General features: G+C 53.8%; 29 protein-coding genes and 1 tRNA gene. 11 read left to right on the forward strand and 19 right to left on the reverse strand.

Going from position 1 to position 25,157, the window contains the following annotated elements:
• Nucleotides 1–181 precede the first annotated feature (181 nt).
• Nucleotides 182–910, forward strand: a complete 729-nt coding sequence (locus tag TLL_RS12315; RefSeq protein ID WP_011058255.1) for a response regulator transcription factor — start codon at nucleotides 182–184, stop codon at nucleotides 908–910.
• Here TLL_RS12315 and TLL_RS12320 read toward each other — a convergent pair.
• Both TLL_RS12320 and rlmN read right to left on the reverse strand, forming a co-directional pair.
• On the reverse strand, nucleotides 907–2,769 hold the full coding sequence (locus TLL_RS12320; RefSeq protein WP_011058256.1) for an NYN domain-containing protein: 1,863 nt from the start codon (nucleotides 2,767–2,769) through the stop codon (nucleotides 907–909). The two genes, TLL_RS12315 and TLL_RS12320, sit on opposite strands and share 4 nt — an antisense overlap.
• 55 nt (nucleotides 2,770–2,824) lie before the next feature.
• Nucleotides 2,825–3,838, reverse strand: coding sequence for a 23S rRNA (adenine(2503)-C(2))-methyltransferase RlmN (gene rlmN / locus TLL_RS12325; RefSeq protein ID WP_011058257.1), 1,014 nt, complete (start codon nucleotides 3,836–3,838; stop codon nucleotides 2,825–2,827).
• A 260-nt stretch (nucleotides 3,839–4,098) separates the two neighbouring features.
• Here rlmN and TLL_RS12330 point away from each other — a divergent pair, with 260 nt between their 5' ends.
• Nucleotides 4,099–5,070 (forward strand): sensor histidine kinase, encoded by a 972-nt coding sequence (locus tag TLL_RS12330; protein WP_011058258.1) that lies wholly within the window; start codon nucleotides 4,099–4,101, stop codon nucleotides 5,068–5,070.
• Here the strand turns inward: TLL_RS12330 and TLL_RS12335 are convergent.
• The 6 genes from TLL_RS12335 to TLL_RS12360 all read right to left on the reverse strand — a co-directional run bounded on the left by TLL_RS12335 (nucleotide 5,000) and on the right by TLL_RS12360 (nucleotide 9,663).
• A complete protein-coding gene (locus tag TLL_RS12335; protein ID WP_011058259.1) occupies nucleotides 5,000–6,139 on the reverse strand; it encodes a glycosyltransferase family 2 protein in 1,140 nt (379 codons plus the stop codon). The genes TLL_RS12330 and TLL_RS12335 overlap by 71 nt on opposite strands.
• A complete protein-coding gene (gene sipA, locus TLL_RS12340) occupies nucleotides 6,139–6,354 on the reverse strand; it encodes a regulatory protein SipA (RefSeq protein ID WP_164921047.1) in 216 nt (71 codons plus the stop codon). Before sipA ends, TLL_RS12335 begins: the two co-directional genes overlap by 1 nt.
• A 104-nt stretch (nucleotides 6,355–6,458) precedes the next feature.
• Entirely contained in the window at nucleotides 6,459–6,833 is a 375-nt protein-coding gene (locus tag TLL_RS12345; protein ID WP_011058261.1) for a c-type cytochrome, read from the reverse strand.
• A 99-nt stretch (nucleotides 6,834–6,932) separates the two neighbouring features.
• Nucleotides 6,933–8,273 (reverse strand): four-carbon acid sugar kinase family protein, encoded by a 1,341-nt coding sequence (locus TLL_RS12350; protein WP_011058262.1) that lies wholly within the window; start codon nucleotides 8,271–8,273, stop codon nucleotides 6,933–6,935.
• 21 nt (nucleotides 8,274–8,294) lie between these two features.
• Nucleotides 8,295–8,450 carry a hypothetical protein gene (locus TLL_RS12355; RefSeq protein WP_164921048.1) on the reverse strand — a complete coding sequence of 52 codons (156 nt, stop codon included), beginning with the start codon at nucleotides 8,448–8,450 and terminating at the stop codon, nucleotides 8,295–8,297.
• Nucleotides 8,451–8,490: 40 nt separating this feature from the next.
• Nucleotides 8,491–9,663 carry an RNA-guided endonuclease InsQ/TnpB family protein gene (locus TLL_RS12360; RefSeq protein ID WP_164921049.1) on the reverse strand — a complete coding sequence of 391 codons (1,173 nt, stop codon included), beginning with the start codon at nucleotides 9,661–9,663 and terminating at the stop codon, nucleotides 8,491–8,493.
• Between the two features lie 231 nt (nucleotides 9,664–9,894).
• On the opposite strand from TLL_RS12360, the gene TLL_RS12365 reads away from it, so the two are divergent.
• The 4 genes from TLL_RS12365 to TLL_RS12380 all read left to right on the forward strand — a co-directional run bounded on the left by TLL_RS12365 (nucleotide 9,895) and on the right by TLL_RS12380 (nucleotide 12,838).
• Nucleotides 9,895–9,967, forward strand: a tRNA-Thr gene (locus tag TLL_RS12365).
• A 99-nt stretch (nucleotides 9,968–10,066) separates the two neighbouring features.
• Nucleotides 10,067–11,578: a serine/threonine-protein kinase gene (locus TLL_RS13095; protein WP_011058264.1), complete on the forward strand. Its 1,512-nt coding sequence runs from the start codon at nucleotides 10,067–10,069 to the stop codon at nucleotides 11,576–11,578.
• 10 nt (nucleotides 11,579–11,588) lie between these two features.
• Nucleotides 11,589–12,344, forward strand: a complete 756-nt coding sequence (locus TLL_RS12375; RefSeq protein ID WP_011058265.1) for an MBL fold metallo-hydrolase — start codon at nucleotides 11,589–11,591, stop codon at nucleotides 12,342–12,344.
• 2 nt (nucleotides 12,345–12,346) lie between these two features.
• Nucleotides 12,347–12,838, forward strand: a complete 492-nt coding sequence (locus TLL_RS12380) for a phosphate-starvation-inducible PsiE family protein (protein WP_011058266.1) — start codon at nucleotides 12,347–12,349, stop codon at nucleotides 12,836–12,838.
• Here the strand turns inward: TLL_RS12380 and TLL_RS12385 are convergent.
• Nucleotides 12,815–13,675 (reverse strand): prephenate/arogenate dehydrogenase, encoded by an 861-nt coding sequence (locus tag TLL_RS12385; protein WP_164921244.1) that lies wholly within the window; start codon nucleotides 13,673–13,675, stop codon nucleotides 12,815–12,817. The genes TLL_RS12380 and TLL_RS12385 overlap by 24 nt on opposite strands.
• A gap of 157 nt (nucleotides 13,676–13,832) precedes the next feature.
• Between TLL_RS12385 and TLL_RS12390 the strand changes: the two genes are divergently transcribed.
• Both TLL_RS12390 and TLL_RS12395 read left to right on the forward strand, forming a co-directional pair.
• A complete protein-coding gene (locus tag TLL_RS12390; RefSeq protein ID WP_011058268.1) occupies nucleotides 13,833–14,960 on the forward strand; it encodes an HhoA/HhoB/HtrA family serine endopeptidase in 1,128 nt (375 codons plus the stop codon).
• 1 nt (nucleotide 14,961) lies between these two features.
• Complete coding sequence (locus TLL_RS12395) at nucleotides 14,962–16,224, forward strand: phospholipid carrier-dependent glycosyltransferase (RefSeq protein ID WP_011058269.1); 1,263 nt, start codon at nucleotides 14,962–14,964, stop codon at nucleotides 16,222–16,224.
• Between the two features lie 2 nt (nucleotides 16,225–16,226).
• Here TLL_RS12395 and TLL_RS12400 read toward each other — a convergent pair whose 3' ends face one another.
• The 5 genes from TLL_RS12400 to TLL_RS12420 all read right to left on the reverse strand — a co-directional run bounded on the left by TLL_RS12400 (nucleotide 16,227) and on the right by TLL_RS12420 (nucleotide 19,552).
• The gene (locus TLL_RS12400) at nucleotides 16,227–16,589 is read right to left on the reverse strand and encodes a response regulator transcription factor (RefSeq protein WP_164921050.1); all 363 of its coding nucleotides are present in this window, start codon (nucleotides 16,587–16,589) and stop codon (nucleotides 16,227–16,229) included.
• Nucleotides 16,590–16,711: 122 nt separating this feature from the next.
• On the reverse strand, nucleotides 16,712–17,566 hold the full coding sequence (locus TLL_RS12405; RefSeq protein ID WP_011058271.1) for an energy-coupling factor ABC transporter ATP-binding protein: 855 nt from the start codon (nucleotides 17,564–17,566) through the stop codon (nucleotides 16,712–16,714).
• Between the two features lies 1 nt (nucleotide 17,567).
• The gene (gene cbiQ, locus TLL_RS12410; RefSeq protein ID WP_011058272.1) at nucleotides 17,568–18,359 is read right to left on the reverse strand and encodes a cobalt ECF transporter T component CbiQ; all 792 of its coding nucleotides are present in this window, start codon (nucleotides 18,357–18,359) and stop codon (nucleotides 17,568–17,570) included.
• The gene (locus TLL_RS12415; RefSeq protein WP_011058273.1) at nucleotides 18,360–18,662 is read right to left on the reverse strand and encodes an energy-coupling factor ABC transporter substrate-binding protein; all 303 of its coding nucleotides are present in this window, start codon (nucleotides 18,660–18,662) and stop codon (nucleotides 18,360–18,362) included.
• 104 nt (nucleotides 18,663–18,766) lie between these two features.
• Nucleotides 18,767–19,552, reverse strand: a complete 786-nt coding sequence (locus TLL_RS12420; protein WP_231833789.1) for an energy-coupling factor ABC transporter permease — start codon at nucleotides 19,550–19,552, stop codon at nucleotides 18,767–18,769.
• Between the two features lie 231 nt (nucleotides 19,553–19,783).
• Here TLL_RS12420 and TLL_RS12425 point away from each other — a divergent pair, with 231 nt between their 5' ends.
• Nucleotides 19,784–20,089: a cell division protein SepF gene (locus TLL_RS12425; RefSeq protein WP_011058275.1), complete on the forward strand. Its 306-nt coding sequence runs from the start codon at nucleotides 19,784–19,786 to the stop codon at nucleotides 20,087–20,089.
• Between the two features lie 12 nt (nucleotides 20,090–20,101).
• Nucleotides 20,102–20,488: a hypothetical protein gene (locus TLL_RS12430; RefSeq protein WP_164921051.1), complete on the forward strand. Its 387-nt coding sequence runs from the start codon at nucleotides 20,102–20,104 to the stop codon at nucleotides 20,486–20,488.
• On the opposite strand, the gene recF is transcribed toward TLL_RS12430, so the two are convergent.
• The 4 genes from recF to TLL_RS12450 form a co-directional block, all read right to left on the reverse strand.
• Nucleotides 20,427–21,566: a DNA replication/repair protein RecF gene (gene recF, locus TLL_RS12435; protein ID WP_011058276.1), complete on the reverse strand. Its 1,140-nt coding sequence runs from the start codon at nucleotides 21,564–21,566 to the stop codon at nucleotides 20,427–20,429. The genes TLL_RS12430 and recF overlap by 62 nt on opposite strands.
• Before the next feature lie 10 nt (nucleotides 21,567–21,576).
• Nucleotides 21,577–22,065 carry a DUF427 domain-containing protein gene (locus TLL_RS12440; protein WP_011058277.1) on the reverse strand — a complete coding sequence of 163 codons (489 nt, stop codon included), beginning with the start codon at nucleotides 22,063–22,065 and terminating at the stop codon, nucleotides 21,577–21,579.
• Nucleotides 22,066–22,373: 308 nt separating this feature from the next.
• On the reverse strand, nucleotides 22,374–23,018 hold the full coding sequence (locus TLL_RS12445; RefSeq protein ID WP_011058278.1) for a response regulator transcription factor: 645 nt from the start codon (nucleotides 23,016–23,018) through the stop codon (nucleotides 22,374–22,376).
• Nucleotides 23,019–23,025: 7 nt separating this feature from the next.
• The gene (locus tag TLL_RS12450; RefSeq protein WP_164921052.1) at nucleotides 23,026–24,234 is read right to left on the reverse strand and encodes a M20 metallopeptidase family protein; all 1,209 of its coding nucleotides are present in this window, start codon (nucleotides 24,232–24,234) and stop codon (nucleotides 23,026–23,028) included.
• A gap of 270 nt (nucleotides 24,235–24,504) precedes the next feature.
• On the opposite strand from TLL_RS12450, the gene TLL_RS12455 reads away from it, so the two are divergent.
• Nucleotides 24,505–24,726 carry a DUF4327 family protein gene (locus TLL_RS12455; protein ID WP_011058280.1) on the forward strand — a complete coding sequence of 74 codons (222 nt, stop codon included), beginning with the start codon at nucleotides 24,505–24,507 and terminating at the stop codon, nucleotides 24,724–24,726.
• Nucleotides 24,727–24,780: 54 nt separating this feature from the next.
• Here the strand turns inward: TLL_RS12455 and TLL_RS12460 are convergent, their stop codons facing one another.
• Nucleotides 24,781–25,143 (reverse strand): hypothetical protein, encoded by a 363-nt coding sequence (locus TLL_RS12460; protein ID WP_011058281.1) that lies wholly within the window; start codon nucleotides 25,141–25,143, stop codon nucleotides 24,781–24,783.
• Nucleotides 25,144–25,157: the final 14 nt, after the last annotated feature.

Genomic DNA, 25,157 nt, shown 5'->3' on the forward strand with positions numbered 1-25,157 from the left:
GATGTTTATGTGCTGGGTATACTCCAATTTTAGGAAGAAAAGGTCTATCTCCCTAGACTAGTCGCAAATATTGAGAAAATCTAAAGAAACCCAACAAACTCTTAAGGTTTTTGCAGCGATGTTTATAATTCTCTCAGAAGCGGTAGTCCGCCGCCCATGAGGATTGAGTACCGTTCATCCTATGAAGCCCCGCATCTTAATCATTGATGATGACCCTGCGATCGCTGACGTTTTGGCAATTAACCTGCAAATGGCGGGCTACGAGGTCACAAAGTCCTTAGATGGGATGCAAGGGCAAGCCCTCGCTGTGCAACTGTCTCCCGACCTGATTCTCCTTGACCTGATGTTGCCCCAAGTCGATGGCTTCACCATTTGCCAACGCCTGCGACGCGATCCGCGTACCCAAGATATTCCGATTTTGATGCTGACGGCCCTCAGCCAAACCCATAACAAGGTGGAGGGGTTTAATGCCGGTGCCGATGACTATCTCACCAAACCCTTTGAATTGGAGGAAATGCTGGCACGGGTACGCGCCCTCTTGCGACGGGCCGATCGCATTCCTGCCACGGCAGGCCACCGAGAAATTCTCAGCTATGGTCCATTGACACTGGTGCCCGAACGATTTGAGGTCTCTTGGTTTGGCAAAATCATTAAGCTGACGCGCCTTGAGTTTGAACTCCTCCACTGTCTGCTGCAACGCCACGGCCAAACCGTTTCTCCCAGTGAAATCCTTAAGGAAGTCTGGGGCTATGACCCCGATGATGACATTGAAACCATCCGCGTCCATGTGCGTCACCTGCGCACCAAACTGGAACCCGATCCCCGCAATCCTCGCTATATTAAAACGGTTTATGGCGCTGGGTATTGTTTAGAGTTGCCAAGTCATATTGAACCCCCCAATGCATCCTAGGACGGAGGGTCTGGTGCCTTCTCTGAACTTTTTGTCGGCAGTTGCAGCGGCTGCAGGGGAACCGCTTGAGCAAAGACCTGCTCATTGATCGTCTCGCCAATCCTGCTGAGGCGCTCTTCCACAGCTTGGCGAAAACGAGTTTGGAACTCGATAACCAAACTAGAAAAGTCCTTGACGGCGGGGTTGAGGGTAAGGGTGTCACCACTGGCAGATAATGTGCGCGTGAGAATACCGGCTTTGACATAGTTGGCGATCGCCCGCTTAATTCCCGTCTCACTCATTGACTGCCCCTCCGTGGACATCTGCTCAAAAATGGCGTTAGTCATTTTTCTCGAGGCCATATTGCGGGGGCGATGAGCGATTAACCAGTGTCCCACGTTAGTTAAGAGGGGATCTCCTGCCACGTCATGGGCAAAAATGGCGCGATAAATCGAGACGGTGTGGATACTCTGGGGCTCATGGGTATGAACTGTGCAGTGCTCGGGGAGTTTATTTCGCCAACAGAGAACCGCTTTGCCCAATTGACTATTCACTGCAACACAAATCGGTAACTGATGCTGATCAGCTAGATAAGCCACCCAGCCGGAGGGCTTGAGGAAACCAAACCGCAATGGGTCCAGTTGGGGAAGTACCGATTTGATATCCAAAAAGACAGTATCAAAAATAATGCCGTCGACGAGTTCCTGGGATTTTGCTGGATCGCTAGTATAGTAAGACAACAGTTCCAGGAGTTTTTCGGTTTCCCGTTGGCCGATAGCACTCACAGGAATTTGATCATAGTTCAACGGCTCAATGGGTAAGGGAGAAGCCAATAAAGGTGAAGCCTGACTCGTCGTCTTAGCTGGATTGGATTGACCAAGAAAAGGGGTGCCGTTTCTCCCATTGGTTGTGGGGGGGGAATCAATGAAGGGATTCTCAAGGAAAATAAATTGGTGACAAACCTTCTGAAAGCTAAGACTAGCCGCATTCCAATAGGCACAGCCAATCACAGTTTTACCGTAGTCGCGCAGGCGCAGGGCAATGGAGCCAAATCCACCATCACCAGAGATCAGAACGAAGGTGTTGATGTCAGGATAGTGGTGAATCAGGTCAATGGCATCGAGGGCAAGCTGAATGTCAGCAGCATTGCGTTGATCCCGATTGTGGCCATAGACAGAAACCGGTTGAATCTGTGAGCGCTTGAGTTGATCGTTAAGGGCTTGAAGCGTTTTGTTTTGCCAGTTGCCATAGGCGCGCTTGATGGCAATTTCCCCCAGATCAATGGTGCTTTTAATTGACTCCAGAATTTTGTCTAGGGACACCAGCTCATTGACTTTGGCGGGGTCTAATCGCTGCCCTTGGTTAAAGACTAAGTTCTCAATGTCGTAGAGAACTGCGGTTTTTAGGGTATTTGCGGGGGGTTGGGGTCTTTGGAGTAGGGTCTGAATGGTTTGCAAAGCCGCACTCTGGGCGTGAATGGCTTCAATCAATGGCTCTAGTTGCTGGGCACTCAGGGGCGAAGTGTCTCTTAAATTGTCCTTGAGGGTTTCTAGTGGCTGGGCTAGCTCGTTGCGAATCGGACGCAGGGTTTCGTGTAGGTGCTGTTCAAGGTCAGTGAGCTGTCGGCGTTGTTGCTCGAGTTCTTGCAGGAGAAGTGTCTTGAGTTCTGTCGTCTCTGGGGAAGATGCGAGGAAGGTGTGAATCTCTTGAAGCAGGCGATCGCTCCGGCGTTGGTTCTTTTCAATGAGGGGAGCCGCTGCAAGGGCACCAATGCCACTCCCTAAAAGGGCTGCTAAGGGTTGTTGGGGTTGAATCAGGGTGGCAATACCACCGAGGGCGATCGCGCTAATGGGAGCAACGAACCAAAGCTCTGGCTTCATTCAATAATGTGAAAGGAATTACAGGAAATTAGAATATTACGATAGCAAAAAATGTTCAGGCAATGAGTTGGGCTTGGCGCAATTGGCCACAGGCGGCTTGCCGATCCAGACCCCGCGATCGCCGAATGCTGGCAGTAACCCCTAGAGCCTGCAGTTGGCTGAGAAATTGCCGCAGGTGCTGATCCGTGGGACGTTGATAGGCTGCCTCAGCAATGGGATTGTAGGGAATCAGGTTGACATGGCTTTGGAAGCCCCGCAATAGCTGCGCCAGCTCCTCGGCGTGCTGGGGGCGATCGTTGACCCCCGCCAGAACGGTATATTCAAACGTAATGCGGCGACCGGTTTGTTGGACATAGGCACGACAGTCGGCAATTAACTGGCTGAGGGGATAGTGCTTGGCACTGGGAATGAGTTGCTCTCGTAGGGCTTGGTTGGGGGCATGGAGGCTGACTGCAAGGGTGGTTTGCAATTGGTGCTGTGCCAGTCGCTGAATTTGTTGGGGAATGCCCACAGTGGAAATGGTGATGTGCCGCTGACCAATGCCAATATCGCGATTGAGACAGGTGATCGCCTGGAGAACAGCAGGTAAATTGAGCAGGGGTTCGCCCATGCCCATAAAGACCACATGGCTGACGCGGCGCCCCATTTCACTTTGGATCGTGAGCACCTGATCCAGGATTTCGTGGCAGGCCAGATTGCGGCGGTACCCCCCTTTACCGGTGGCACAAAAATCACAGGCCATTGGGCAGCCGACTTGGGAAGATACGCAGACCGTCAGGCGATCGCTACTGGGAATGCCTACCGTTTCAATGGTTTCACCATCGGCTAAAGCCAACAGCAGCTTCACCGTGCCATCCTGGGCATCATGGCGGTAGCGAATCTCTGAGCGGCCAATCTCTACATCGGCAAGGGCAGCGCGCCACTGTTTCGGAAAAACGGTGATCTCTTGGAGCGATCGCGCCCCCTTTCGATAGAGCCACTGATGAAGTTGTTGTCCCCGATAGCCGGGCTGCCCTTGGGCTTCTACCCATGCTTTCAGTTCTGCTGCGGACCGTCCCAGCAGTACCATCGTCTTAGACCAATTGAACTGCCCCTTGATCCTAACAAACTGGTGACATCCTCCCGACGCTGACCCTAGGGACAGCGGGCTGGGTTGCCAGCCAAAGCGCCCGCCGCAGTTTTCAGGAATTCCTGCAATCTGAGGTCCATCGGTTGCATCCTTGGGCAAGCAGCCGGACAGTGAGGATTTGGTCTAGGCTAAAGGAAACCCTAGCCGCAAGCGGTATTGATAACGTTAAGGAATGACTTTAAGGAAAAGGTTGGTTTGAAGTGAATACGCAATCCTGTTGCCCTGTGGAGATAGAAATTACCGAGGCTCCCCCCCTTTCCAGCCACCAGGAAACCTTGTTGGATATGCACAGTGTCTTGAATACCCTCAATATCTTGCTGGGGGAACTGCAATTTTTAGAGCTGGAGCTCAATGATTGGCAGGTATTGCAACCCAGTCTGAACAGCTTAGAGCAACTTGTGAATGCCTTGGGCGATCGCTCGACGATTTTGGCGTATCTTCAGCAAATCGATCATCTACGCGCAGCCATCACGGGGAATATCGAAACAGCCCTGGCGCAGCATCCCGAAAAGGCAACCACTCCAGAGGTGCAAGAGGCAGTGGCCAATATCCAATCCGTCTTTGATGTGGTGGAGGTACGAGTCCAACAACTCCTTGCCCGGGAAAAGGCGCCAGCAGCTTGGGTTGAGGTGCCCATTCAGCAATTGCAGGCTCAGTTTGAGCAAGTCTTCCAAGCCATTGAGAAAAACAGTAAGGGGCGTTACCGCATTCTTCACAACATTGCCGCTCAGGAAGCCTCGGATTATTTTCTGACCTTTGATATTCAAACCCCCAATGGTCGCACGGTCCTGATGCCCCCCGTTTTTGAGGATGTGATGCGGGATTTGATTGCCAATGCCCGTAAATATACTCCCCAAGGGGGTAAAATTATTGCCGGCCTGGTGCAAACGGCTGATCGTCTCAAGTTTGTGGTGGAGGATACGGGCTGTGGGATTCCCGTTGAGGAAATTCCGAAGGTGGTTGGCTTTGGCTACCGCGGCTCCAATGTTCAGCATCGCCGCACGATGGGGGGTGGCTTTGGTCTGACGAAGGCCTTCTTTGTCACTCAGCGCTTTCAAGGCCGCATGTGGATTCGTTCAGCAGCAGGGGCGGGTACTCGCATTACCCTTGATTTGCCGATGCCCTCAGCAGTTGTTCCAGGTACATCTGAGCAGGGGGATAGTCAGGGTTAAATTTAAGGGTCTTTTGAAAATAGGCAATGGCGCGATCGCGCTCCTGAAGGGTCATATAGGTGTAGCCCAGACTGTAGGCGGGCTGGGTGGTCATCCACTGGCGATCAAAAGGCTCCGTGCGATCGTAGCTGCCCGCCTCAAAAAGGTCTAAACAGCGGTGAAAGTAGGGCAGCGCCCCCCGCGGCAAACCTAGCTCAAAGACAAATAGCCCAGCCACGTAGAGCAAGGGCGGATAGCGATCAAAGAAGCGCAGCCCATAGCTGAGGTAATACTGAGCGGTTTCGTAGTCTTTGGCTTCAAAGGCGCGGTAGCTCACCCAAAAGAGAAGATGACGTAGCCATGTGGTCTCCCTAGGGAGTATCCCTTGTTCGACAGCAGATGCAATCTCCTCGAGGGCTTGTTCGTACCATGCTTGGGAGCGATCGCTATCACCACAGGCGGCGTAGTGATCCCCAAGGCAGACCAAGTTTTGCAGTCGGCGATCGCCCTGCTGCACCATTGTTTCGAGGATAGGGATGTTGCGATCGCGAATTTTGGCAAGGAATTGCTCTTGGCTTTGTTGGTTGTGGTGAATGAGATAAACCCCCTGCAATTCACCCACTACTGCTTCTCGTTCTCGGTAGCAGAGTTGCTCATGGAGTGCGCCGGCAAAGTGGAGGTCGGGGAAGCGGCGGCCAAAGCGCACATTCCAAAATTCACTCCAGTTGCGATCGCTAGACTGTTCACGGCGCAGCAAACTCCACTGATTAATGGCATGGGCCCCCGGCGCAGTCAATTGGTCTTGCCAGTGGGCATCGGTAACCACCAATTCTTCATCGGCATCAATGTAAAAGACCCACTCCCCCGTGGCCTGGGCTAAGGCGGCATTCCGGGCGGCTGCAAAATCCCCTTGCCAAGCAACGGCATGGACGTGGGGTGTAAATTCGCAAGCAATGGCGATCGTCCCATCGGTGGAGCCTGTGTCCACAATAATGATTTCATCCACCCAAGGCTGAACCGACTGCAAGCAACGCCGCAGTTGATGGGCTTCGTTTTTGACAATCATGCACAGGGACAGCAGGGGAGCCATTAAACCCGCTTCAAATACTTGGCTTCCAACAAAAAGGCACCCCGCTCGAGCCGCACCACCCAATAGTTTCCCGGTTGCTGGCCTAGAATCACCCCTTCTTCACCGAGGGTGAGGATACTGGCGGGACGCAACATTGGCATCGGTTCCGCTGTTTTCACATAGGGTGGCAGTTCCACAAGGCGAACGCGATCGCCCACCGCAAAGACTTCTTCCATTCCCACCAAAGGATGCTCGAAATTGGCAATGCTAATGACACAATTTTTAATTTAATATACCGGTTAATATACTGGCTTCATCTGTGGAATTTTTGTCAAAATTTTTAGAGTGTCTTCAAGTAGCTTAATAGGTCAGCCATGTCTTGGGGCTGGGCTTGAAACTTGGGCATGGGGGGGGTATTGCCACTGATAATTTGCTGAATGAGTTGTACCTGCGATCGCCGGTGGCTAATCTGCAGGAGGCTAGGGCCGACTTCCCCCTCGCCATCAAGGCCATGGCAGCCCGCACAGTTGAGGATAAAAATTTGTTCGCCGCGACTGGGGTCGCCCACTGTCGCCCGTACGGCTTGAATGTAGGGATCCCGCAGGGGCAACAGGAGGGAAAATATCCAACCGCCACCTACCACCAGTACGACTAAGACAGGCAGCAGCCACCGCCATACCGCTGATTTAGCCCCAACCGTGTTGACTAAACTCATTCACTTATCGGGAAAGATTAAAAATTGTTTATTATTGTTACAACTGCATTCTAAACCCTGAACTCAGTCAGATTCAAGGGAGTGAGTCATCATTCCTAATCATTCCCAAATTGCAGTGCCGCTGCCCTGAAAGCGATGATAGACCGTGCGCAGTGCCTCGCGATCGCCCACATTGCCGGGGAACAGCACCACTGGTAATTCTGGAAAGCGGGGATGATCAGCAGGGGTGCGCACAACGGAGCAGCCGGGAATCACTTGCCCCAAGAGGCGAACTGTGGCTAGGTTTAAGCCCTTACTCAGCACATCGTTGGAGGTGATGCCTCCTTTGCTGATCAGATAGCGCAAATCGGCGGGTAACTGCTCAACGATCGCCATCAGCACTTCAGAAACCCGCTGCCCAAAGGCTAACCGTGTCGGTGCATCAGCAAAGGTGAGTTCCTCACGGCTGGTATAGATGACGGGGGTTTTCCCCTGGGCAATTGCCTGATCCACCGCTGCCAAGACCGCAGCAATGATTTCCGCTTCAGCCACCCCACTGTCGCGCAATCGTGCCACGGGCACTTCAATGGGAAACACATCGGGTTCCTGCAGCAGGGCGGTCAGTTGTTCAGTGGTTTTGCGCACATGGGAACCCACTAAAACTGCGCCATAGCGCCCAGGGCGGCAATAGGTGGCCATTGCCTCTGGGGGGGTGGGTTGGGGGGGCAGTTGTGCTAGGGCAGTGAGTAAACTGGCAGCACTGCGGAACAAAAAGCGTTTTCCTTGACTGGCCACCTGAAGCACGGCCGCAGCAAACTGATCCAAATCCCCTTGGGTTTCAGCATCGACAACGGCGCAGACATTTCCCTGCAAGCGGGCTAAACGATCAAGCAAAGCCGCTGGCTGCCGCAAATCCGCCAGTAAAAAGCGTTCGACAGCACTGGCTGGAATTCGCCCTTGGGTCTTTTCGGCGACATAGTCGGGCAAATAGCTGTGGTGGTAGCCAAAGACGGAATCGCGAGCAAACTCAGTTTCATGGACCGGCACAGGCTGACCTTCGACCATGAGGTAGTGCTGGCTATCGCGGGTAATGCGCCCCCCCTCCAAAAAGGCAGGCACCAGAAAATGGGCATCAAAGGGACCCAGTTCCGCAGCAATGACATCCGTTTCGAGGGGATAGTGGCCGCGGAGGGTGGAGTCGGAACGACTGACAATAATGTAATCGGTTGTCCCTGTTTGGGCGATCGCCTCCTTGAGATGACGACAAACCCTGCGTGTCACCGCCGCTGCCATGTCTGCTGGCAAGGCACGGGTATTGGTGAGGATAAAAAAGATGGGTACGCTATCAGCAAGGCCACGACAGAGGGTATCCCTATCCCAGCGGGTCAACAGCAGGCAACTGTGCACCGTTTGCGAACCGGTGGGGTCATCATCTAGGACAATAATTTTTGGGCGCGTCACCGCGGGTCTCTCCGGTACTCTTTACGTTTGCAGTTTATCATTGGGGCGATCGCTGATCTCAATCAATAGCAATTGAATTGGCTGGCCTCCACCCTTCCAATCAGAGTTGCCAAAGGATAAACTGGCTGCTGCCGATAAAAACATGCCCTGCGGTTTAGCAGTGGGCCAATAACTCAATTGACATCCTCCCCCCGCTAAAGCAGGGAGATTCCCAAAATCACTTTTGAGACTTTCTGCTTCTTCGCAGTTGCCCTCCAGACGTATGTCTATCAGGTCTTACACCCGCTCCACAGACTGTAACCGTGTGTCCCACGGCCAAAATGTTTTGAGCGGCATTCACATCCCGGTCATGGTGCGCCCCACACTTAGGACAGTCCCATTCTCGGACGCTCAATGGCAGCCGCTCAACAATGTGACCACACTGTCCACAGCGTTTAGAACTGGGAAACCATTGGTCAATCTTCACCAGTGTCCGACCATACCACTGGGCTTTGTATTCCAATTGCCGTACCAGTTCGCCCCATCCAGCATCACTGATGGATCGGGCAAGCTGACGGTTCTTGACCATGTTTTTCACAGCCAACGACTCGATTATGATCGTTTGGTTTTCACGTATCAATCGAGTCGTCAACTGGTGCAAATGGTCTTTTCTGGAATCAGAGATTTTCTGGTGAATCTTGGCAACTTTCAACCGCGCCTTATCCCAATTGCGAGAGCCTTTTTGTTTGCGACTCAAAGACCGCTGCGCCTTACGGAGTCGTTTGTAGTAGCGGTTAAAGTGCTTGGGGTTGGCAATCTTTTCCCCTGTACTCAGGGTAATGAGGCTGCTCATCCCTACGTCCAAACCAACCGACGGGTCGACGGGCTGCAGTGTCAAATCTCTGGGGTCATCAAACCTCAGACTGATGTACCACTGTCCAGCAGGGTTAAGCCTGATGGTCACGGTGGATGGTTCAACACCATCTGGAAGCCGTCTCGACCAGCGAATATTCAGCGGTTCGTTGCACTTTGCCAAGAATACTTTTCCGTCTTTCCACCTAAAAGCAGACTTGGTGAATTCTGCGCTACCGCCATTGCGTTTCTTTTTGAAGTTGGGATATTTTGCCCGACCTGCAAAAAAGTTAGTGAAAGCAGATTGCAGATGTCTCAATGCCTGCTGCAAGGGAACACAGCTAACCTCATTCAAAAACTGGAGGTCATCTTGCTTCTTCCACTGAGTAAGCAAGGCAGAGGTTTGAACGTAGTCAAGTCTCTCTTTTCGTTCATACCAGGCTTCTGTTCTCGCTGCCAGTGCTCGATTATAAACCAACCGAACACAGCCCAATGTTTTCCGAAGCAGGGATTCCTGCTCAGTTGTTGGGTAGAAGCGGTAACTGAAAGCCTTTTCCACGCCTCGCATTATAGCGATTATTCTGTGAGTAACACAACTATACTTGGCAGTCACAGACTATCGCTCCTATTAACAACTCAAGCCTGATTGCTGGGATCTTCAACTTGGTCTCCCCTAAGCAGGCCGCCTTGCCCTTGAATCTTTTCGGTGTTGGGACTGCGCAATGCCCAAAAAAAGGTTGATAGGTTAAGGTTCCCTACTGCTGCTAAGACGTAGTATGCTAGAAATAGTGCTGGTGTAGCTCAGTTGGTAGAGCAACTGACTTGTAATCAGTAGGTCGTCGGTTCGAGTCCGACCATCAGCTTGTCAAGAGGTTACTCTTCCCAAAAAGCGTTGTCCTACCGCAAGGCTAGCAGATATTCTGAGGGCAGTATCATAGAGGAAGCCTTGCAGCAGCGGATCCATGTTAGTTTATTGTACTCGTCCCCATTGCCCTCGTCCGCAAAACAACCTTCCTGAGCTGGATCAGCCAAATCAGCGCTACAGCCGCATTCGCGACCGCTTTTGCATCACCTGTGGCATGCCCCTCATTTTGCGGGGTCACTATGTGGCGGAGCGGGTCTTGGGGCGGGGGGGCTTTGGAGCTGCCTACTTAGCACGGGACTTGGATACTCCAGGGTGGCGATACTGTGTCATTAAACAATTTTTGCCCAATGTCTCAGACCCCCAAAGCTTGCAAAAGGCTCAAGAACTCTTTGAGCGGGAGGCAAAAGTTCTCGAGGAACTGGGGCAGCATGCCCAAATTCCTGATTTACTGGCGTTTTTTCGTGAGGAAGTGGCCGGCTTTAACAGCTCAAGCGAAGAAAGCTACTTTTACTTGGTTCAGGAGTTTATTGACGGCGAAACCCTAGAAGATGAGTTGGCACAGCAGGGCTGCTTTAGTGAAGAAGAGGTACGACAGGTGCTGCGGGAACTGCTGCCTGTGCTGCAATATGTGCATGAGCGCGGCTCTATTCACCGCGATATTAAGCTTTCGAATATCATGCGCCAGCACCCCAGTAAAACCAAGTTTCCTGGTCAAGGACGGCTCTACTTGCTGGATTTTGGAGCGGTGAAACAAGTCTCCCAAACGTCTATGGAGAGCCGCAGTACCGGTATCTATACGGCTCACTATGCACCTCCAGAGCAGATACGGGGAGAACAGGTCTTTCCTAGCTCGGATCTGTATGCCTTGGCGGTAACTTGTATTGTGCTGCTGACGGGCAAAGATCCCGAAAAACTATTTGACGCCTACAACAACCGCTGGAATTGGCACTCCTATGTTCCCTCTGTCAGTCAGCAACTCCAGCAGATTTTAGACCGCATGTTGCAGCCGGCGCCGAGCGATCGCTACCAATCGGCAGCCCAGGTCCTAGCAGACTTAAATGCTTCTCCTACCCCCGCCCCAGCCCCACCCCCCCCGCCACCACCACTAACACCGCCTCTCCCTCCACAGCCAGTGACAACACCCCTCCCGCCCTCCCAAGTGAGCTCACCACCGTCACCTGCGGCGCCGATACCGTCCCCCAAAATGGCGCCCCCTGCAAAGGCGAAACCACCGCGGCAGCCTCCTGCGCCCTTACCCGCCTTCAAAATTCTCATGGGGGCGGGCTTTACGGGCTTTGAAATGACGGCGTTGGGGGTGATGATTTTCAGCTTGATGACCACTTGGCAATTCCCCCTTGGGGTCAGTGCTGGTCTGATTGGGGGGGTGTTTGCCCTGCTGGTATTTATGCAGTTCAAAGGCTGGATTGAACACTGGGAACAATTAATCATTGCCACCATTTCAGGGGCGGCCCTCTTCTTTTTTCCCTTCTTGCAAGCGGGACTGGGAGGGCTGACGGCACTGCTGATGTGTGGTTTGGTGGGTTTAGGTTGCATGGTTGTCGGTAACCTCTTTTTGCTGGTTTACAATATCTTGGCGCGGTTCCTGTAGGAGCAGGGCAATGCAGTTAACCTGGCTGGAGAGCAATACATGGTTATGGGAGTTGGGTAATACCCGGGTTTTGGTTGATCCGTGGTTTGTGGGGCCGCTCACCTTTGGCAAGACACCTTGGCTATTTCAGGCGGAGCGATCGCGCCCCTGTGCCCTGCCGAGCAATGTGGATGTCCTTTTGCTCTCCCAAGGACTACCGGATCACTGCCATGAGCCGACCCTCCGCGCCTGCGATCGCGCCCTGCCCGTCATTGCCTCCCCCAGTGCTGCCAACGTTGCCCGCAGTCTTGGCTTTGAAACGGTGATTTCCCTGAGCCCCCACCAAACCCATACCTACCGCGATCTGACCATCCAGGCCACCAAAGGTGCCAGTATCGGCCCCACTCAACAGGAAAATGGGTACATTCTGCACTGGGGTACTCAAAGTCTCTACTATGAACCCCACGGCTGTCATGATCCGTGGCTGCGCACCTGTGGCAAGGTGGATGTGGTGATTACGCCCCTTTTGGAGGTGTGTTTACCCGTAGTGGGTGCGATTCTCAAGGGGGGCAACGTAGCATTGGAATTGGGGCAATGGCTGCAGCCCAAGGTGATGATCACCACCGCCGGCAATGGTACCCTTCGCCTTCAGGGATGGCTACCGCGATTGCTCTCGGTTAAAGGAACCCTTGAGGAATTGCAAGGGTCGTTTCAGCGCCTTGGGCTAAGCACTCGTTTAGTGGAACCCGTGGCCTACACTCCCCTTGTTCTGCTTGCTGAGGCCTAGGAATGGGACGCTGGTTGCGGTCTTTGGTTGACCTTGGCGAACAGCTCGTCATTCTGCTTCAGGACAATCAGCGATTTTTGCACCTTCTCAGCCAGATTGAGGGGATAGCAACGCGGGTGCTGGCGATCGGGATGCTGCTAGTGGTCATCGTCGCCATTATTGATTTGGGGCGGATTTTGACCGTAGAGCTACTCTCACCCCCCTTGGGGCAGTTTAGCCTGGAACTGGTGAAAATCTTTGGCCTCTTTCTCAATGTTCTGGTGGCATTGGAAATTCTTGAAAACATCACGGTCTACCTGCAAACCCATGTCTCCTCCCAGATTGTTGAGCTGGTGATTGTGACCTCCCTGATTGCCATTGCCCGTAAAATCATCATTCTGGATATTAGCCAACCAGAAACGGTGGCAAAGCTCCTGGGGCTGGCGATCGCCATCTTGGCCTTGTCTGCCAGTTACTGGATTGTGCGTCGTCTAAACTATCGGCGGCGTCCCTGAGGGATAGACCTGCTCACGGTAAGCTTTGGCCTGCTCTAAGGTGATTTGCAGGCGCTCCCAGTCCTCCTGCTCCACTTGGCGAATCAGATCATCAAGGGTGGCACGGTAGTGGATCAGGCAGTGGCGCAGGGCGGCGCGGTTATATTCCGCCATCATCCGTCCCAACGCTGGGTTACCACCCCCAACGCGGCTGGTATCGCGAAAGCCGGAGCTCGCCAACTGCTGTGCCAGCGTCCGAATCGGCTCATTGGCTTCCTGGGCATTGGCAAGAATCAGGGCTGCACTCACCAGTACGGGGAGGTGGGATATCCAAGCAACGGCGCGATCGTGATCCGATGGGGTGGCATAGAGCAGCTTTGCTCCGAGATCATTGACCACGCCAGCCACACAGTCAATGGCAGCACTTTGGGTGTGCAGGGTTGGGGTGAGAACATAGGGGGCATTCTCAAAGAGATGAGCTTGGGCCGCCTCAATGCCGGATTCTGCGGTACCGGCCATCGGGTGACCACCGACATAGCGTGGCCAGAGTTTTTCGAGGGCAGGGACGATCTCTCCCTTGACGGATCCCACGTCCGTCAGCACTGTTTCCGGACTGAGCGAGGGGATGATCTCAAGGGCGACAGGAAGGATGCTGCCGATAGGGGGGCAGAGAAACACCAGATCAAGGGCACGCAAAATTTCCGGCTCCGTGCTACCCCAGTCAATGGCTCCCCTGGCGATCGCCCGCTCGTAGGTTTCAGGGCGCCGACTCAGTCCCACCACATAGTGCCCCTTGGCCCGCAGATCAATGCCCAGCGACCCACCAATCAGTCCCAACCCGACAATACCAATGCGCAGCATCTTGCCCCTAAGTTTGAACACCTTTCCAATTGTGACATTGATTCTTGTTCTGAGGGACAGTTCCCTCCTATGCACCCTTTGTGCTTTTGCTTCACAGCCAGCGGAGAGAGCTTCGATACAATCAGAAATACATCTGTTGCGCTCTAGGCCACCCATGATGAAACGCCTTGCCCATTTACTTCAGCAGACCCTCAAATTCTGCCTTGGCCTTACCCTTGTTTGGTCCCTGAACAGCGGTACACCAGTGTGGGCAGCAGCAGCTCACCATAGTTTTGTCGCAGCTGCAGTGGAGCGGGTTGGCGATGCAGTTGTTCGCATTGATACCGAACGCACAATTGTGCGCACCCCCGATCCCCTCTTGAGTGATCCCTTCTTTCGCCAATTTTTCCCTGGTTTAGCCTTGCCCCCCCAAGAGGATCGGCTGCGGGGTCAAGGGTCGGGGTTCATCATTGATCCTAGTGGCATTGTCATGACCAACGCCCATGTGGTGAGTCAAGCAGATACGGTAAACGTGCGCCTCAAGGATGGCCGGGTCTTTGAGGGGGAAGTGCGCGGCGTGGATGAGGTGTCTGATCTAGCAATTGTCAAACTCAAAGGGGTCACCGAACCATTGCCCACGGCGCCCCTCGGTGATTCCAGTGAGGTGAAAGTGGGGGATTGGGCGATCGCCGTCGGCAATCCCCTTGGCCTTGATAACACAGTAACATTGGGAATTATCAGTACACTCCACCGCTCCAGCGCCCAAGTGGGTATCCCCGATAAGCGCCTTGACTTTATCCAAACCGATGCAGCCATCAACCCCGGCAATTCTGGGGGGCCTTTACTCAATGAAGCGGGGGAAGTGATTGGCATTAACACCGCTATTCGTGCCGACGCCATGGGGATTGGCTTCGCCATTCCCATCAACAAAGCCAAAGCCCTGCAAGCCCGCCTGATTCGGGGTGAGAAAATTCAACACGCCTACATCGGCATTCAAATGACTACCTTCACGCCGGCAATGGCCAAGGAAAACAATGCTAACCCCAACTCACCCGTGATTCTGCCGGAAGTCAATGGTGTTCTTGTCCTACAGGTGTTGCCCAATACGCCTGCGGCAAAAGCCGGTCTGCGCTGGGGGGATGTGATTACCGCAGTCGATGGGGAACCAATTACCAGTGCCGATCAGTTGCAGACCATTGTCGATAGTGCCGCGGTGGGACAAGTTCTCAATCTGACCGTTCAACGGGGCGATCGCGCTCAACGCATTGCGGTGCGGACAGCAGAGTTGCAGGGAGCGGCTTAGGATGCCCTTGGGGCTACTGCTGCTGTGGCTCTTTGCCCTTGCCACCCGCTTTTGGGGGCTAAGCCGCTTTCCCACCCTAGTGTTTGATGAGGTCTATTTTGCCCGCTTTGCCCGCCACTATCTGGCAGGTGTGCCTTTCTTTGATGCCCATCCCCCTCTGGGAAAATACCTGATTGCCCTAAGCATCTGGCTGGGGGGTGGCTTTCACCCTTGGGGCTATCGCTGGTTGAATGCGCTGATGGGATCACTGATTCCCGTGGCAGTGGCAGTGTTGACCTATCTCCTGACCCGGCGATCGCCCGTGGCCCTGTTATCGGGACTCTTCGTTGCCCTCGATGGCCTCTTTTTGGTGGAGTCCCGCTATGCTCTCATCAATATCTCCCTTGTGCTGTTTGGTGTGGTGGCACAAATTCTTTGGCTGTGGGGGTTGCGCTACCAGGGAAGGGCGCGATCGCTCTGGCTGATGGCTGCAGGCATTGCCTTTGGAGCCTGTGCCGCGGTGAAGTGGAGTGGTTTGGGATTCCTGTTGGGAGTGGGGCTTTTCTGGGTTCTCCAGCAGAGGTTGCCGCTGCCCGCTGAGTGGAAGACGACCTACCAATGGTGGCAGATGTGCCTGCTCCTGCCCTTTATCGCCTTTGTGGTTTATACCCTGCTCTGGCTGCCCCATCTCCAGTTTCATCCCCACCAGAGTTTACTTGAGCTGCATCGCCAAATGTTTAACTTTCACCGCAGCGTTGCCAGTACCGCCCATCCCTACTGCTCCCCATGGTGGTCTTGGCCGCTGTTGCTGCGCCCCATGAGCTACTTTTTTCAGCGAGTCCAAACCCTCAGTGAACCGGTGCCCGTTATTGGACCGCCCCTACCAATGGCGGATACCCAGTGGATTTATGCCGTCTATGCCCTCTTCAATCCGCCCCTCCTGTGGCTGGGCACCTTAGCTACCCTTGCACTTTTACCCCTTGGGCTGACCACAACCGCAGGCCGTTTTGTGCTCCTAAACTATGCCGCCAATCTCCTGCCTTGGGCACTGGTCACCCGCTGTATCTTTCTCTATCACTACCTCCCCGCTGCCCTCTACAGCTTTATGACCTTGGCCTTGGTCTGGGAAGCCAGCCACGCTTGGGGAGACAGGGCACGCTGGGCACGCATTGCCGTCCTAGGGGTAGTTGTCGGGGGCTTCCTTTACTGGCTCCCCCTGTATTTAGGACTGCCCTTGACGCCCCAAGGCTTCTTTAGGCGGATGTGGTTACCCTCTTGGATTTAGGGCTATCCCAAGAGCTGTTTGACACTGGCAACGAGTTCTGCAGGATCAAAGGGCTTAGTGATGTAGGCATCCACCCCCTGTTTTTTGCCCCAGTGAATATCAAATTCTTCACTTTTAGTTGTGCACATAATCACTGGCACCTTTTGGGAAACCGCTTCCCCCTTAATCCAGCGGCAGAGTTCATAACCATTCATGCGCGGCATCACGACGTCTAGAATCACCAGGTCAGGGCATTGGGCTTTGATTTTTTCCTGAGCTTCGATGCCATCTTCGGCCTCAACAACGTCGTAGCCTTGCTCTTTCATGAGTTCAACAATCATTGCCCGCAGAGTGGGACTGTCATCAACAACCATAATTGTGGCCATAGGGGTTTTGTCTGATGCCGCAAACAATACGCTGACTATTATGCACTGGAACAGCCAATAATGCTGCCTAGGCTCTAGGTTACCACTTTGATTGCAAGCCCAAGCATTGTCAGGGCAATTCTTCAGCACTCGTCGCCGAGATGCCGAAAGCGTTCCCCCAGTTCTCGGCTAAACTCTGTCACGGTACGGGGGAAGGGACGGTGTTGTCGCCAGGCGGGGGGCAGTTGTTGCCAGAGACCAAGGAGGGTGGGGGTTCCCAATTCAGGGGCAAAGGTCGGCCACTGCCCAAAGACATGGGAAGCGCGATCGCTGACGCTGACCTGACCATTGACGAGAATCATAATCCAATCCGCCCAACCATAGGCAAAATCGAGATCATGGGTGGCAATCACAATGGTTGTCCCCTGTTGGTGAATTTTCTCTAGGAGTTCTCGCAATTGCTGCCGCTGCTGATAGTCGAGATAGGTGGTGGGTTCATCAAGCAGTAATAGGGTTGGTGCCAAGGCCATCACCCCAGCCAGGGCCACCCGTCGTTTTTGGCCCAAGCTCAAATGATGGAGAGGCCGATCAGCAAGAGCAACTAAATCAAACTCCTGCAGGGTTTGATGGAGGCGAGCTGCCACTTCTGGGGGGCTCAGACCCAAATTGCACAGCCCATAGGAGATGTCCTCGGCCACAGTTGCCGCCACCAACTGCTGTTCTGGATCTTGAAAGGCCAAGCCAATCCGTTGCCGCCATTGCCGCAGTCTCTGGGGTTGATGAACCAGGCGTTGCCCCTGGCAGTAAATTTCACCGCGATCGCGCCGATAGAGGGCAGCAGCCAAATAAAAGAGGGTGGATTTCCCTGAGCCATTCAGGCCCAAGAGGGCAACTTTCCGTCCTGCCTCTAGGGTAAAGGAGCAGTCCCGCAGAACCGGTTCAGGGGTATTGGGATAGCGAAACCCAACCTGATGAAATTCCAATAGGGGGACAGACATCTTAGGCCATCAGGGTGTTTAGCAGGAGCAGGGCACTGCCACCAATGAGGACTTCGAGGCCATACCGTTGGGAATAGGTATAGGTGCAGGGGCGCAACACTCGAAACTGCCCTTGAAAGCCCCGACTGACCAGAGCCAGCTGAATGGCTTGATAGCGATGCAGCGATTGCTGCAGAAGCTGAGCGGCTAAGAGACCGACACTGAATAGCCAGCGCGATCGCTGTTGATAGCCTCCCCGTGCCCGCTGTGCCAATTGAAGCGTGAAGGCGGTTTCGAGGAGGGTGAAGATATAGCGGTACATCAGCATCAAGACATCAAGGACGAAAGTGGGAACGCCCCAGCGCTCAGCCACGACCAACAGTTCTGGAAAGGGAGTCGTCAATAAAATCAATAGTAAACAGGTGCTGGCAACCATTGTCCGCAGTCCTACCGTTAAGCCTTGATGCAATTTCTCGGCACTGACAAAAAGCGACCAGCCCATTAGGGAAATGTCACTCAGAACCCCTTGCCCCGAAGCCCTTAAAGCCTCCGTCGGGATGATTTGCACCACTAACCCCGGCAAACTCACTAGCCAGAACACAGCCACTGTAGCTAAGAGGGTACAATAAACCCGCCACGGAATCCGGGCATAGCCAAGAATCCAAAGGCTGAGCCATAGCCAAAGCAAGCCCTGGATCAGGGGGCGAGCAAAAAACGTAAATAACAGGCTGGCGATCGCAAAAATCAGCTTTTGTTCGGGGTGTAGATGCCGCAGACCATTGGTGTAGGCATAGGTATCGAGGTGATGGTGCATTCACGCCCTAGGATCCTTAGAATGACGAGGGGTTGCCGAACGGGCGTGGTACTGACCAGCAATAAAGCCGATGACCCCCGCCCCTAGGGCTGCTTGTACTGCAAATAAGAGCGATTCCACTTCACTACTGGGTGGCTCAAAAAGGGGTTTTGCCCACGGCTGAAAGTCTGGCGCCACCTCCTGAATCAAGTCCTGCGCTTGGGCGTCGGCACCTTCAAAATTTCCCTTGACGAAAAGTAAAGGAAAGATGGCCAGGACAACGGTTCCTGCTCCTAGTAGAAGTGCCGCTATTTTTTTATTCATCAAAAACCTCCACAATCTTTCCCCTGCACCGCCTCGAGGGGCTGTTTTTAAGTCAAATGTAATGTCCCAAAAATGACCCTACCTCCAGCAGCCGGTAGAGTCTTCTAGGGCAACTCTTCCTGAGGCAAGAGTCTTAAGGCCTGCAGTTCTGCAACGCAGTAGGTCGTCAACCAGTTCCACACCAAGACCGTCAGCAGCCCTTCACTGATGGCGAGGGGAATCTGTGTGACTGCAAAGAGGGTGCCAAATTTGGCAAAGGAAGTGGCCAGGCCACCCACGCTGTCGGGAAAGGCCAAGGCCAATTGCAAAGAGGTCAAGGTGTAAGTACCCACATTGCTGATGAAGCTAGCGGCAAACAGAGCGATCGCCGGCTTCACTCTCAAACGAGACACACCGCAGTAGGTGAGCCAAGCCAACCACGGTCCTACGACCGCCATTGAGAAGGCGTTGGCTCCCAGTGTCGTCAATCCGCCATGGGCAATGAGGAGGCTCTGAAAGAGCAACACCAGTGTCCCCAATACTGCCATTAAGGGGGGCCGAAAAAGAATAGCCCCCAGGGCAATCCCAATAGGATGGGAACAGCTGCCTGTAACCGAGGGAATCTTCAAAGAAGAAACAACAAAGGCATAGGCGCCTGCCAAGGCAACCAGTAGGACGGATTCGGAGTGTTGTTTGATCTGTTGTTGCAATGACCACAGTCCCCATGCCAAAAAGGGGAGAAAGGCCAGCCACCAACCCACGGCCCAACCCAGGGGCAAAAAGCCCTCGCTGATGTGCATGGCCAAGGCGGGGTTAGGACTTGCTACCACGAGAGATGTGGTCAGAAGGGCGATCGCCCCCAGGGAAGCATATCGCTTTGCTTGAGTAGGTTTGACCATATGACTAAACATCGCCTCCACTCCTGGTAGCGCCCATTTTAGGGGTCAACGGGTTGCCTGACTATGCCTAGTGGGGGCTTCAACAGATATTGGAAACGGCCATCCGTGCTTAAGAATTCACTGGTAGGAAGATCTCCAAGCTGAAATTTGCATAAATTTTGATCTGGTCGATACAACAGAATGAAGTTTAATATCATTATTTAGTCGTAGGTCCTTTTGTTATGTTCCCAAGGGGGAGTTATCATGAGTGAGTTGACTGCCTTTGGTCATTCCTTGAGTAGTGGCTATGAAGTGGTGGTGATCAAGCCGCAGTCCCTCAGTGATACCACCCTAATTGTGCAAGCGCTGCGGGCAGACAAGGCCGTCATTTTGAACCTAGAGCACCTTGATGTGGCTGAGGCACAGCGCATTTCTGATTTCGCCGCTGGTAGCACCTATGCCATCAATGGCCATCAATCGCGCCTTGGGGACGGCGTCTTTCTCTTTACTCCCAACGTGATTAATATCCAAGAGCGCACAGCAGTACCGACACCGGCTGGCCTGGTCTAAGCAAAGCCATTGATGAACCCTGAGGATCTGCTCACCGTCAGTGAGTGCCAAGAGATTGATCAACTGCTTTTGCCAGCGGCAGATCGCTTTGCGATTCGAGTAGCGGTGTATGCCCAGCGTTACCTGCGTACCAAGATTGAGGGGCAGCCCCTCGAAGACCTGACAGAAACCCAAGTTTATGAACTGGTTGCTGCCGATCCCCGGTTGCAAGCGGAGGAAGCCCGCCAAGGGGGATTTATAACGTGGTATGGCCAAATCCTCATCAGCGCCCTCAAGCAACTACGGCAAATGGCTGAAAGGGAGGGGGTGCCTATTGCCGAGCTAACCATTCCCCAGATTAGTCGCTGGTTTGAGCAGCAGTGTCAGACACGCTTGCGATCGTCCCCGCCGTTACCTTAAGAATTTGCGCCTGCTGGCGCCAAGGGGCGGCAAAGGGGGCAAGGTGGGTGGTGGTCATCAGGGTTTGGTAGCGATCGCCCATCACCTCCAGCAAAATTCCCTGTCGCTGCAAATCCAATTCTGCGAGGACGTCGTCCAACAACAAAAGGGGGGTGTCGCCAACCACGCTTTCCACAAGAGCTAGTTCCGCTAGTTTCAACGCCAATACCAGCGTCCGCTGCTGCCCTTGGGAAGCAAATTGACGGGCACTTTGAGCATTAAGACAAAAGCCAACATCATCACGGTGCGGCCCCACCAGGCTAGTTTTTTGGAGAAATTCAATGGCGCGGCGAGTCGCCAAGGCCTCACTAAAGGCTGCCACAATGGCCTCAGAGGTGCCATCCCCAAGGGGCACATGGCTCTCATAACTCAAGGTCAGGGTCTCGCGATCGCCACTCAAGACTCGATGCCAATCCTGTGCCAAGGGAGCCAAGCGTTCAATGAGGCGCTGTCGTCGGCGGATGATGCGGGTGCCATTGATGACCAATTGCTGATTCCATGCTTGCCAGAGGGCCTCATCCCATCCTTGGCTGCCTGCCTGTTTGAGGAGCGCATTCCGTTGGCGCAGGGCTTTTTGGTAGGTTTGCAGGAGTTGACTATAGAGGGGTTCCAACTGCAGCAAAATCCGATCCAACCAGTTGCGGCGAATAGCTGGGGTGCCCCGCACCAGTTCCAAATCCAAGCAGGAAAATTCCACCGCATTGAGTTGACCGAGAAAGTCCGCAGTGCGCTTGACCGTACAGCCATTGACCCGTAGGACACGGCCTGAGGAGGGTCGCAAACTCACCGCCAGATCAAGGGGAACACCTTGGCGCTCAAGGGTGGCTTCAATTTGGGCACTCTCGTGTCCCTGCTGAATCAGGTCGCGATCGCGATGGGTACGATGGGATTGCAATGTGGCCAGCCACTCCACAGCCTCCAGCAAATTGGATTTGCCTTGGGCATTGTCGCCGACGAGAATGGTTTTTGGCGCAGCAAACGTCACAGATTGCTCGCTGTAGTTGCGGAAGTGGCGCAGATGGAGAGATTTGAGAAACACTCAGCAGCCCTTACCAGCCCCAGGTTCCCGGTGCCCCCTTGAATGGGCCAACAATGTCTGGCGTAATCCAGCCGCCATAGAAGCCCCCCGGTTGCGGAATCACCACCACACCATCTACGGTGCATTCATCCATCAAACCAGCATAGAAGGCAATGTAGTTGCGGATTGCCGCAAAGGCAGGGGTAGGTTTGGGATAGTACCACGCTGCATTCTCAGCTTGGCGATCGCCCACCTTGATGTGGTAGTAGGCTCCTTGGCCTTTCCATTCACAAAAAGTTTGCCGTGCCGAGGGCACCAGATACTGCGACTGCACATCCTCTGGCGGAAAGTAATATACCGGGGGGTGACTGGTTTCAAGTACCCGCTTTCCCCGCTGGGTGTCGGCAATCACCAGACCATTAAAGATCACCCGCAGGTGTTTTGCCGTGGGTTCAAGACGGGGGGGACGGGGGTAGTCCCAGACCGATTCTTGACCAGGGGCAGGGGGAATCCGTTGCATGGGGTCTCAGTTCCTGAACCTCCTGCGTTGACCAAGGGCGCGAACAGCTCCGCCGTCTAGGGCGGAGAAGGATAGCAGGATTGGTGTAGGCGTTCTTAGTTACAGCATAGAATCGCTTGAACATCAAATATTATTCTTAGCACAAAAATCCAATCCTCACAGGAATAGCCAAGACACACCTGGAGGGCCTGTGGATCTAACCCCCCTAGAGGTCGGAAGCAGGAATCCACTAAAGCGACTCAACAAGGAGCCATCCCTGCGGAGCGCAGTAGGACTCTCCGGGAAGGATGTCAAACAACAGCTATAGCTCAAGGTTGGGAACTGGTTTGTGGCTCCACCAAGCCCTGTTCAATTGCCAGTCGCACCAGCTCAGCCCGATTGTGAACTGCTGTTTTTTGAAAAAGGCTACTGACGTGCTTTTCAATCGTTCGCGCGCTCAAGTGCAGGCGATCGCCAATCTGGGCATTGGAGAGTCCCGCCACCAGCAAAGCCAAAACGTCCTTTTCCCGCTGCGTCAGATCAACTCTAACCCGTTGGCCTTTGGGGGCATGCTGTCGCTGCTGCCACTCCATTTGTACCAGTTGTGCCCGATCAAGTAGGTTGCGCACCACCGCTGCTAACTCATTGAGGTCAAAGGGCTTGGCAAGATAGACATCGCCCCCGGTACGATAGGCCCGAATTCGCTCCTCCAGTTCTGTGCGCGCCGTTAGGTAAATCACTGGCAGTAAGCGTAACGAGGGATGCTGCCGGATCTGCCGCACCAATTCATAGCCATTCATATTGGGCATGGCAATATCCGTAATCAGGAGGTGAGGCTGATAGTGGTGGATCATTTCCAAGGCTTGGGCACCATCTCCCGCCATCAGGCAACAGTATCCTTCGGATTCCAAAAAGCGACTCACCGAGAGGCGAATGCCGGGATCATCGTCGGCAATGAGTACCGTGAGGGACATAGGAAACTTATGTCTCCACTAGACCACAGTATTTCTCCACACAGCGGATAAACAGCTCAACCCCAATACTTAAGACAGTTTCGTCAAAGTCAAAGCGGGGATGGTGGTGGGGAAAATCTAACCCCAGTGTGCCATTGGCTGACCCCAAAAAGAAGTAGCAGCCTGGAACAGCCTTTAGAAAAAATGACATATCCTCCGCTGCCATCGTCTGACAATGGGACGTGACGCCAGCCGGCACCTCGACGACCGATTCCGCAACAGAGCGCACCAGTTTCGCCATTTTGGCATCGTTGACCGTGGGGGGATACATCCGCTCGTAGTGAAAACGATAGGTGGCACCCTGACTCTGGCAGATACCCGCAATCACCTGTTCAATGCGCTGAGGTAGCCAGTCCCCCAACTCTGGCTTAAAGTATCGCACTGTTCCCCGAAACGTTGCCGTATCGGCAATGACGTTCTTTGCAGTGCCCGCATGCACTGCCCCCACGGAGATGACCGCAGTTTCTAGGGGATCCACGTTGCGGGAGACGATGGTGTGCAGTGCGGTAATGATTTGAGCAACAACGAGGACAGTATCCACCGTAAAGTGGGGTAAAGCCGCGTGTCCTCCCTTGCCCTGGACTTCACACTCAAAGAATTCTGCTGCCGCCATCAACGGCCCACTGCGCACCCCCACCGTACCAACGGGCAGAAAATTCCACAGGTGCAGGCCAATAATGCCATCCACTTTTGGGGCATCGAGCACCCCCGCTTCAATCATTGGTTTGGCACCCCCGGGACCTTCTTCAGCCGGCTGAAAGATGATTTTGACCATGCCAGCAAAATCGCGGTGAGTCGCAAGATATTTCGCGGTACCCAGGGCGATCGCCGTGTGACCATCGTGCCCGCAGGCGTGCATTTTTCCCTCATGGAGAGAGCGATAGGGCTTATTGTTTTCCTCCTGCACTGGCAACGCATCCATATCAGCGCGAATTGCCAGAACGGGTCCCGGTCGCGATCCTGGAATCACCGCCACAATCCCCGTTTCCGCAATGCCCGTGCGATGTTGAATGCCCCATTGCCGCAGTTTTTCACTGACAAAGGCCGCCGTGAGGTGTTCCTGAAAGCCCAGTTCCGGTCGCTGGTGCAAATAGCGTCGCCACTGCACAAGTTCGGGTTGTAGGGCCGCCACCTCTGGACGCAGTTGGCAGCTCACTTGGGGAAGATGGAAAGCCATGGAGCAGTCTTTAAGATTTTGTTTAGGATGCACTTCTAGGATAAAGCATGCCCTTGGCTAGCGGATTGATAGGGATGGCTATTCAGCCCTCAACTTGGGTACCGCTGACTTCCACTAGTTGTGGGATTTTTTCGTCAGAACCCCCTGACTTAGGAAACATTTGTTATTATGGCAGGTAGCTCCCTAGGGCAAAAATTAAAATAGTTCAGTATTGGATATTACAATTTGCCAATCCTGAATCCTAGGGTCTCTTCAGCCAACGAGGATGTTATGGTTCAATCCCTTCAATACTCTATTGAACTCGTCAAAGATGAAGCCCGACGACTGGTGGCCAAAGGTGTGGTGAGTCGGCAGCAGCCCATCTACACCCTCTGCCAGTTTGTACCCCTTCGGGAGTGGCCCCTCATTGAGGCAGAGTTAGAGCGCTGTGATTTTATGCTGCGCGATCGCATTGGTGACCTCATTGGTCGTGAGTGCTGGGACAACGACTAAAACAACTCAAGAGCAATCATAAGGAGCACCTCCCTCCCCTCGTGGGCAACAATTCTAGGATGCGGGTGCTTCTAAATCCTGCTGTAGGTCTTGGCGAAGGGCTCGCAGCGTTTCCAGAAGTGTTTGAATATCTGCGGCCAACTCAGCACTTTCGCAAGAAGCAGGCTCAGGGGGTGAAGGCGATTGCGGCTGCTGGGCAATAAAGGCTTGAATCAGTTCCCGGGCTTGGGCTTCAGTGAGTCGGCCTTTCTCAGCGCAGACTGTAGCCAGTTGCCGGGCATCCGCTCGCAGTTGCATCAGGTATTCTTGGCGTTTGGCGTCATCCTGGAGGGATTCAATGGCAGCAGCTGCAGCCCCAATACCGGTGTAGTAGAGTTGCTGAACGATTTCGAGGGGATTGCGATCCATAGAGTTCATCCGGAAGCAGACTA

This window comes from Thermosynechococcus vestitus BP-1 (genome assembly GCF_000011345.1).
In the GTDB taxonomy this organism is placed as follows: Bacteria; Cyanobacteriota; Cyanobacteriia; order Thermosynechococcales; family Thermosynechococcaceae; genus Thermosynechococcus; species Thermosynechococcus vestitus.

Bases quoted from the DNA above. Each gene is read 5' to 3' on its own strand.
- TLL_RS12315 (WP_011058255.1), top strand. From the start codon at position 182: ATGAAGCCCCGCATCTTAATCATTGATGATGACCCTGCGATCGCTGAC.
- TLL_RS12320 (WP_011058256.1), bottom strand. From the start codon at position 2,769: ATGAAGCCAGAGCTTTGGTTCGTTGCTCCCATTAGCGCGATCGCCCTC.
- rlmN (WP_011058257.1), bottom strand. From the start codon at position 3,838: ATGGTACTGCTGGGACGGTCCGCAGCAGAACTGAAAGCATGGGTAGAA.
- TLL_RS12335 (WP_011058259.1), bottom strand. From the start codon at position 6,139: ATGGCTCCCCTGCTGTCCCTGTGCATGATTGTCAAAAACGAAGCCCAT.
- sipA (WP_164921047.1), bottom strand. From the start codon at position 6,354: ATGGAAGAAGTCTTTGCGGTGGGCGATCGCGTTCGCCTTGTGGAACTG.
- TLL_RS12345 (WP_011058261.1), bottom strand. From the start codon at position 6,833: ATGAGTTTAGTCAACACGGTTGGGGCTAAATCAGCGGTATGGCGGTGG.
- TLL_RS13095 (WP_011058264.1), top strand. From the start codon at position 10,067: ATGTTAGTTTATTGTACTCGTCCCCATTGCCCTCGTCCGCAAAACAAC.
- TLL_RS12375 (WP_011058265.1), top strand. From the start codon at position 11,589: ATGCAGTTAACCTGGCTGGAGAGCAATACATGGTTATGGGAGTTGGGT.
- TLL_RS12380 (WP_011058266.1), top strand. From the start codon at position 12,347: ATGGGACGCTGGTTGCGGTCTTTGGTTGACCTTGGCGAACAGCTCGTC.
- TLL_RS12390 (WP_011058268.1), top strand. From the start codon at position 13,833: ATGATGAAACGCCTTGCCCATTTACTTCAGCAGACCCTCAAATTCTGC.
- TLL_RS12395 (WP_011058269.1), top strand. From the start codon at position 14,962: ATGCCCTTGGGGCTACTGCTGCTGTGGCTCTTTGCCCTTGCCACCCGC.
- TLL_RS12400 (WP_164921050.1), bottom strand. From the start codon at position 16,589: ATGGCCACAATTATGGTTGTTGATGACAGTCCCACTCTGCGGGCAATG.
- TLL_RS12405 (WP_011058271.1), bottom strand. From the start codon at position 17,566: ATGTCTGTCCCCCTATTGGAATTTCATCAGGTTGGGTTTCGCTATCCC.
- cbiQ (WP_011058272.1), bottom strand. From the start codon at position 18,359: ATGCACCATCACCTCGATACCTATGCCTACACCAATGGTCTGCGGCAT.
- TLL_RS12415 (WP_011058273.1), bottom strand. From the start codon at position 18,662: ATGAATAAAAAAATAGCGGCACTTCTACTAGGAGCAGGAACCGTTGTC.
- TLL_RS12420 (WP_231833789.1), bottom strand. From the start codon at position 19,552: ATGTTTAGTCATATGGTCAAACCTACTCAAGCAAAGCGATATGCTTCC.
- TLL_RS12425 (WP_011058275.1), top strand. From the start codon at position 19,784: ATGAGTGAGTTGACTGCCTTTGGTCATTCCTTGAGTAGTGGCTATGAA.
- TLL_RS12430 (WP_164921051.1), top strand. From the start codon at position 20,102: ATGAACCCTGAGGATCTGCTCACCGTCAGTGAGTGCCAAGAGATTGAT.
- TLL_RS12440 (WP_011058277.1), bottom strand. From the start codon at position 22,065: ATGCAACGGATTCCCCCTGCCCCTGGTCAAGAATCGGTCTGGGACTAC.
- TLL_RS12445 (WP_011058278.1), bottom strand. From the start codon at position 23,018: ATGTCCCTCACGGTACTCATTGCCGACGATGATCCCGGCATTCGCCTC.
- TLL_RS12450 (WP_164921052.1), bottom strand. From the start codon at position 24,234: ATGGCTTTCCATCTTCCCCAAGTGAGCTGCCAACTGCGTCCAGAGGTG.
- TLL_RS12455 (WP_011058280.1), top strand. From the start codon at position 24,505: ATGGTTCAATCCCTTCAATACTCTATTGAACTCGTCAAAGATGAAGCC.
- TLL_RS12460 (WP_011058281.1), bottom strand. From the start codon at position 25,143: ATGAACTCTATGGATCGCAATCCCCTCGAAATCGTTCAGCAACTCTAC.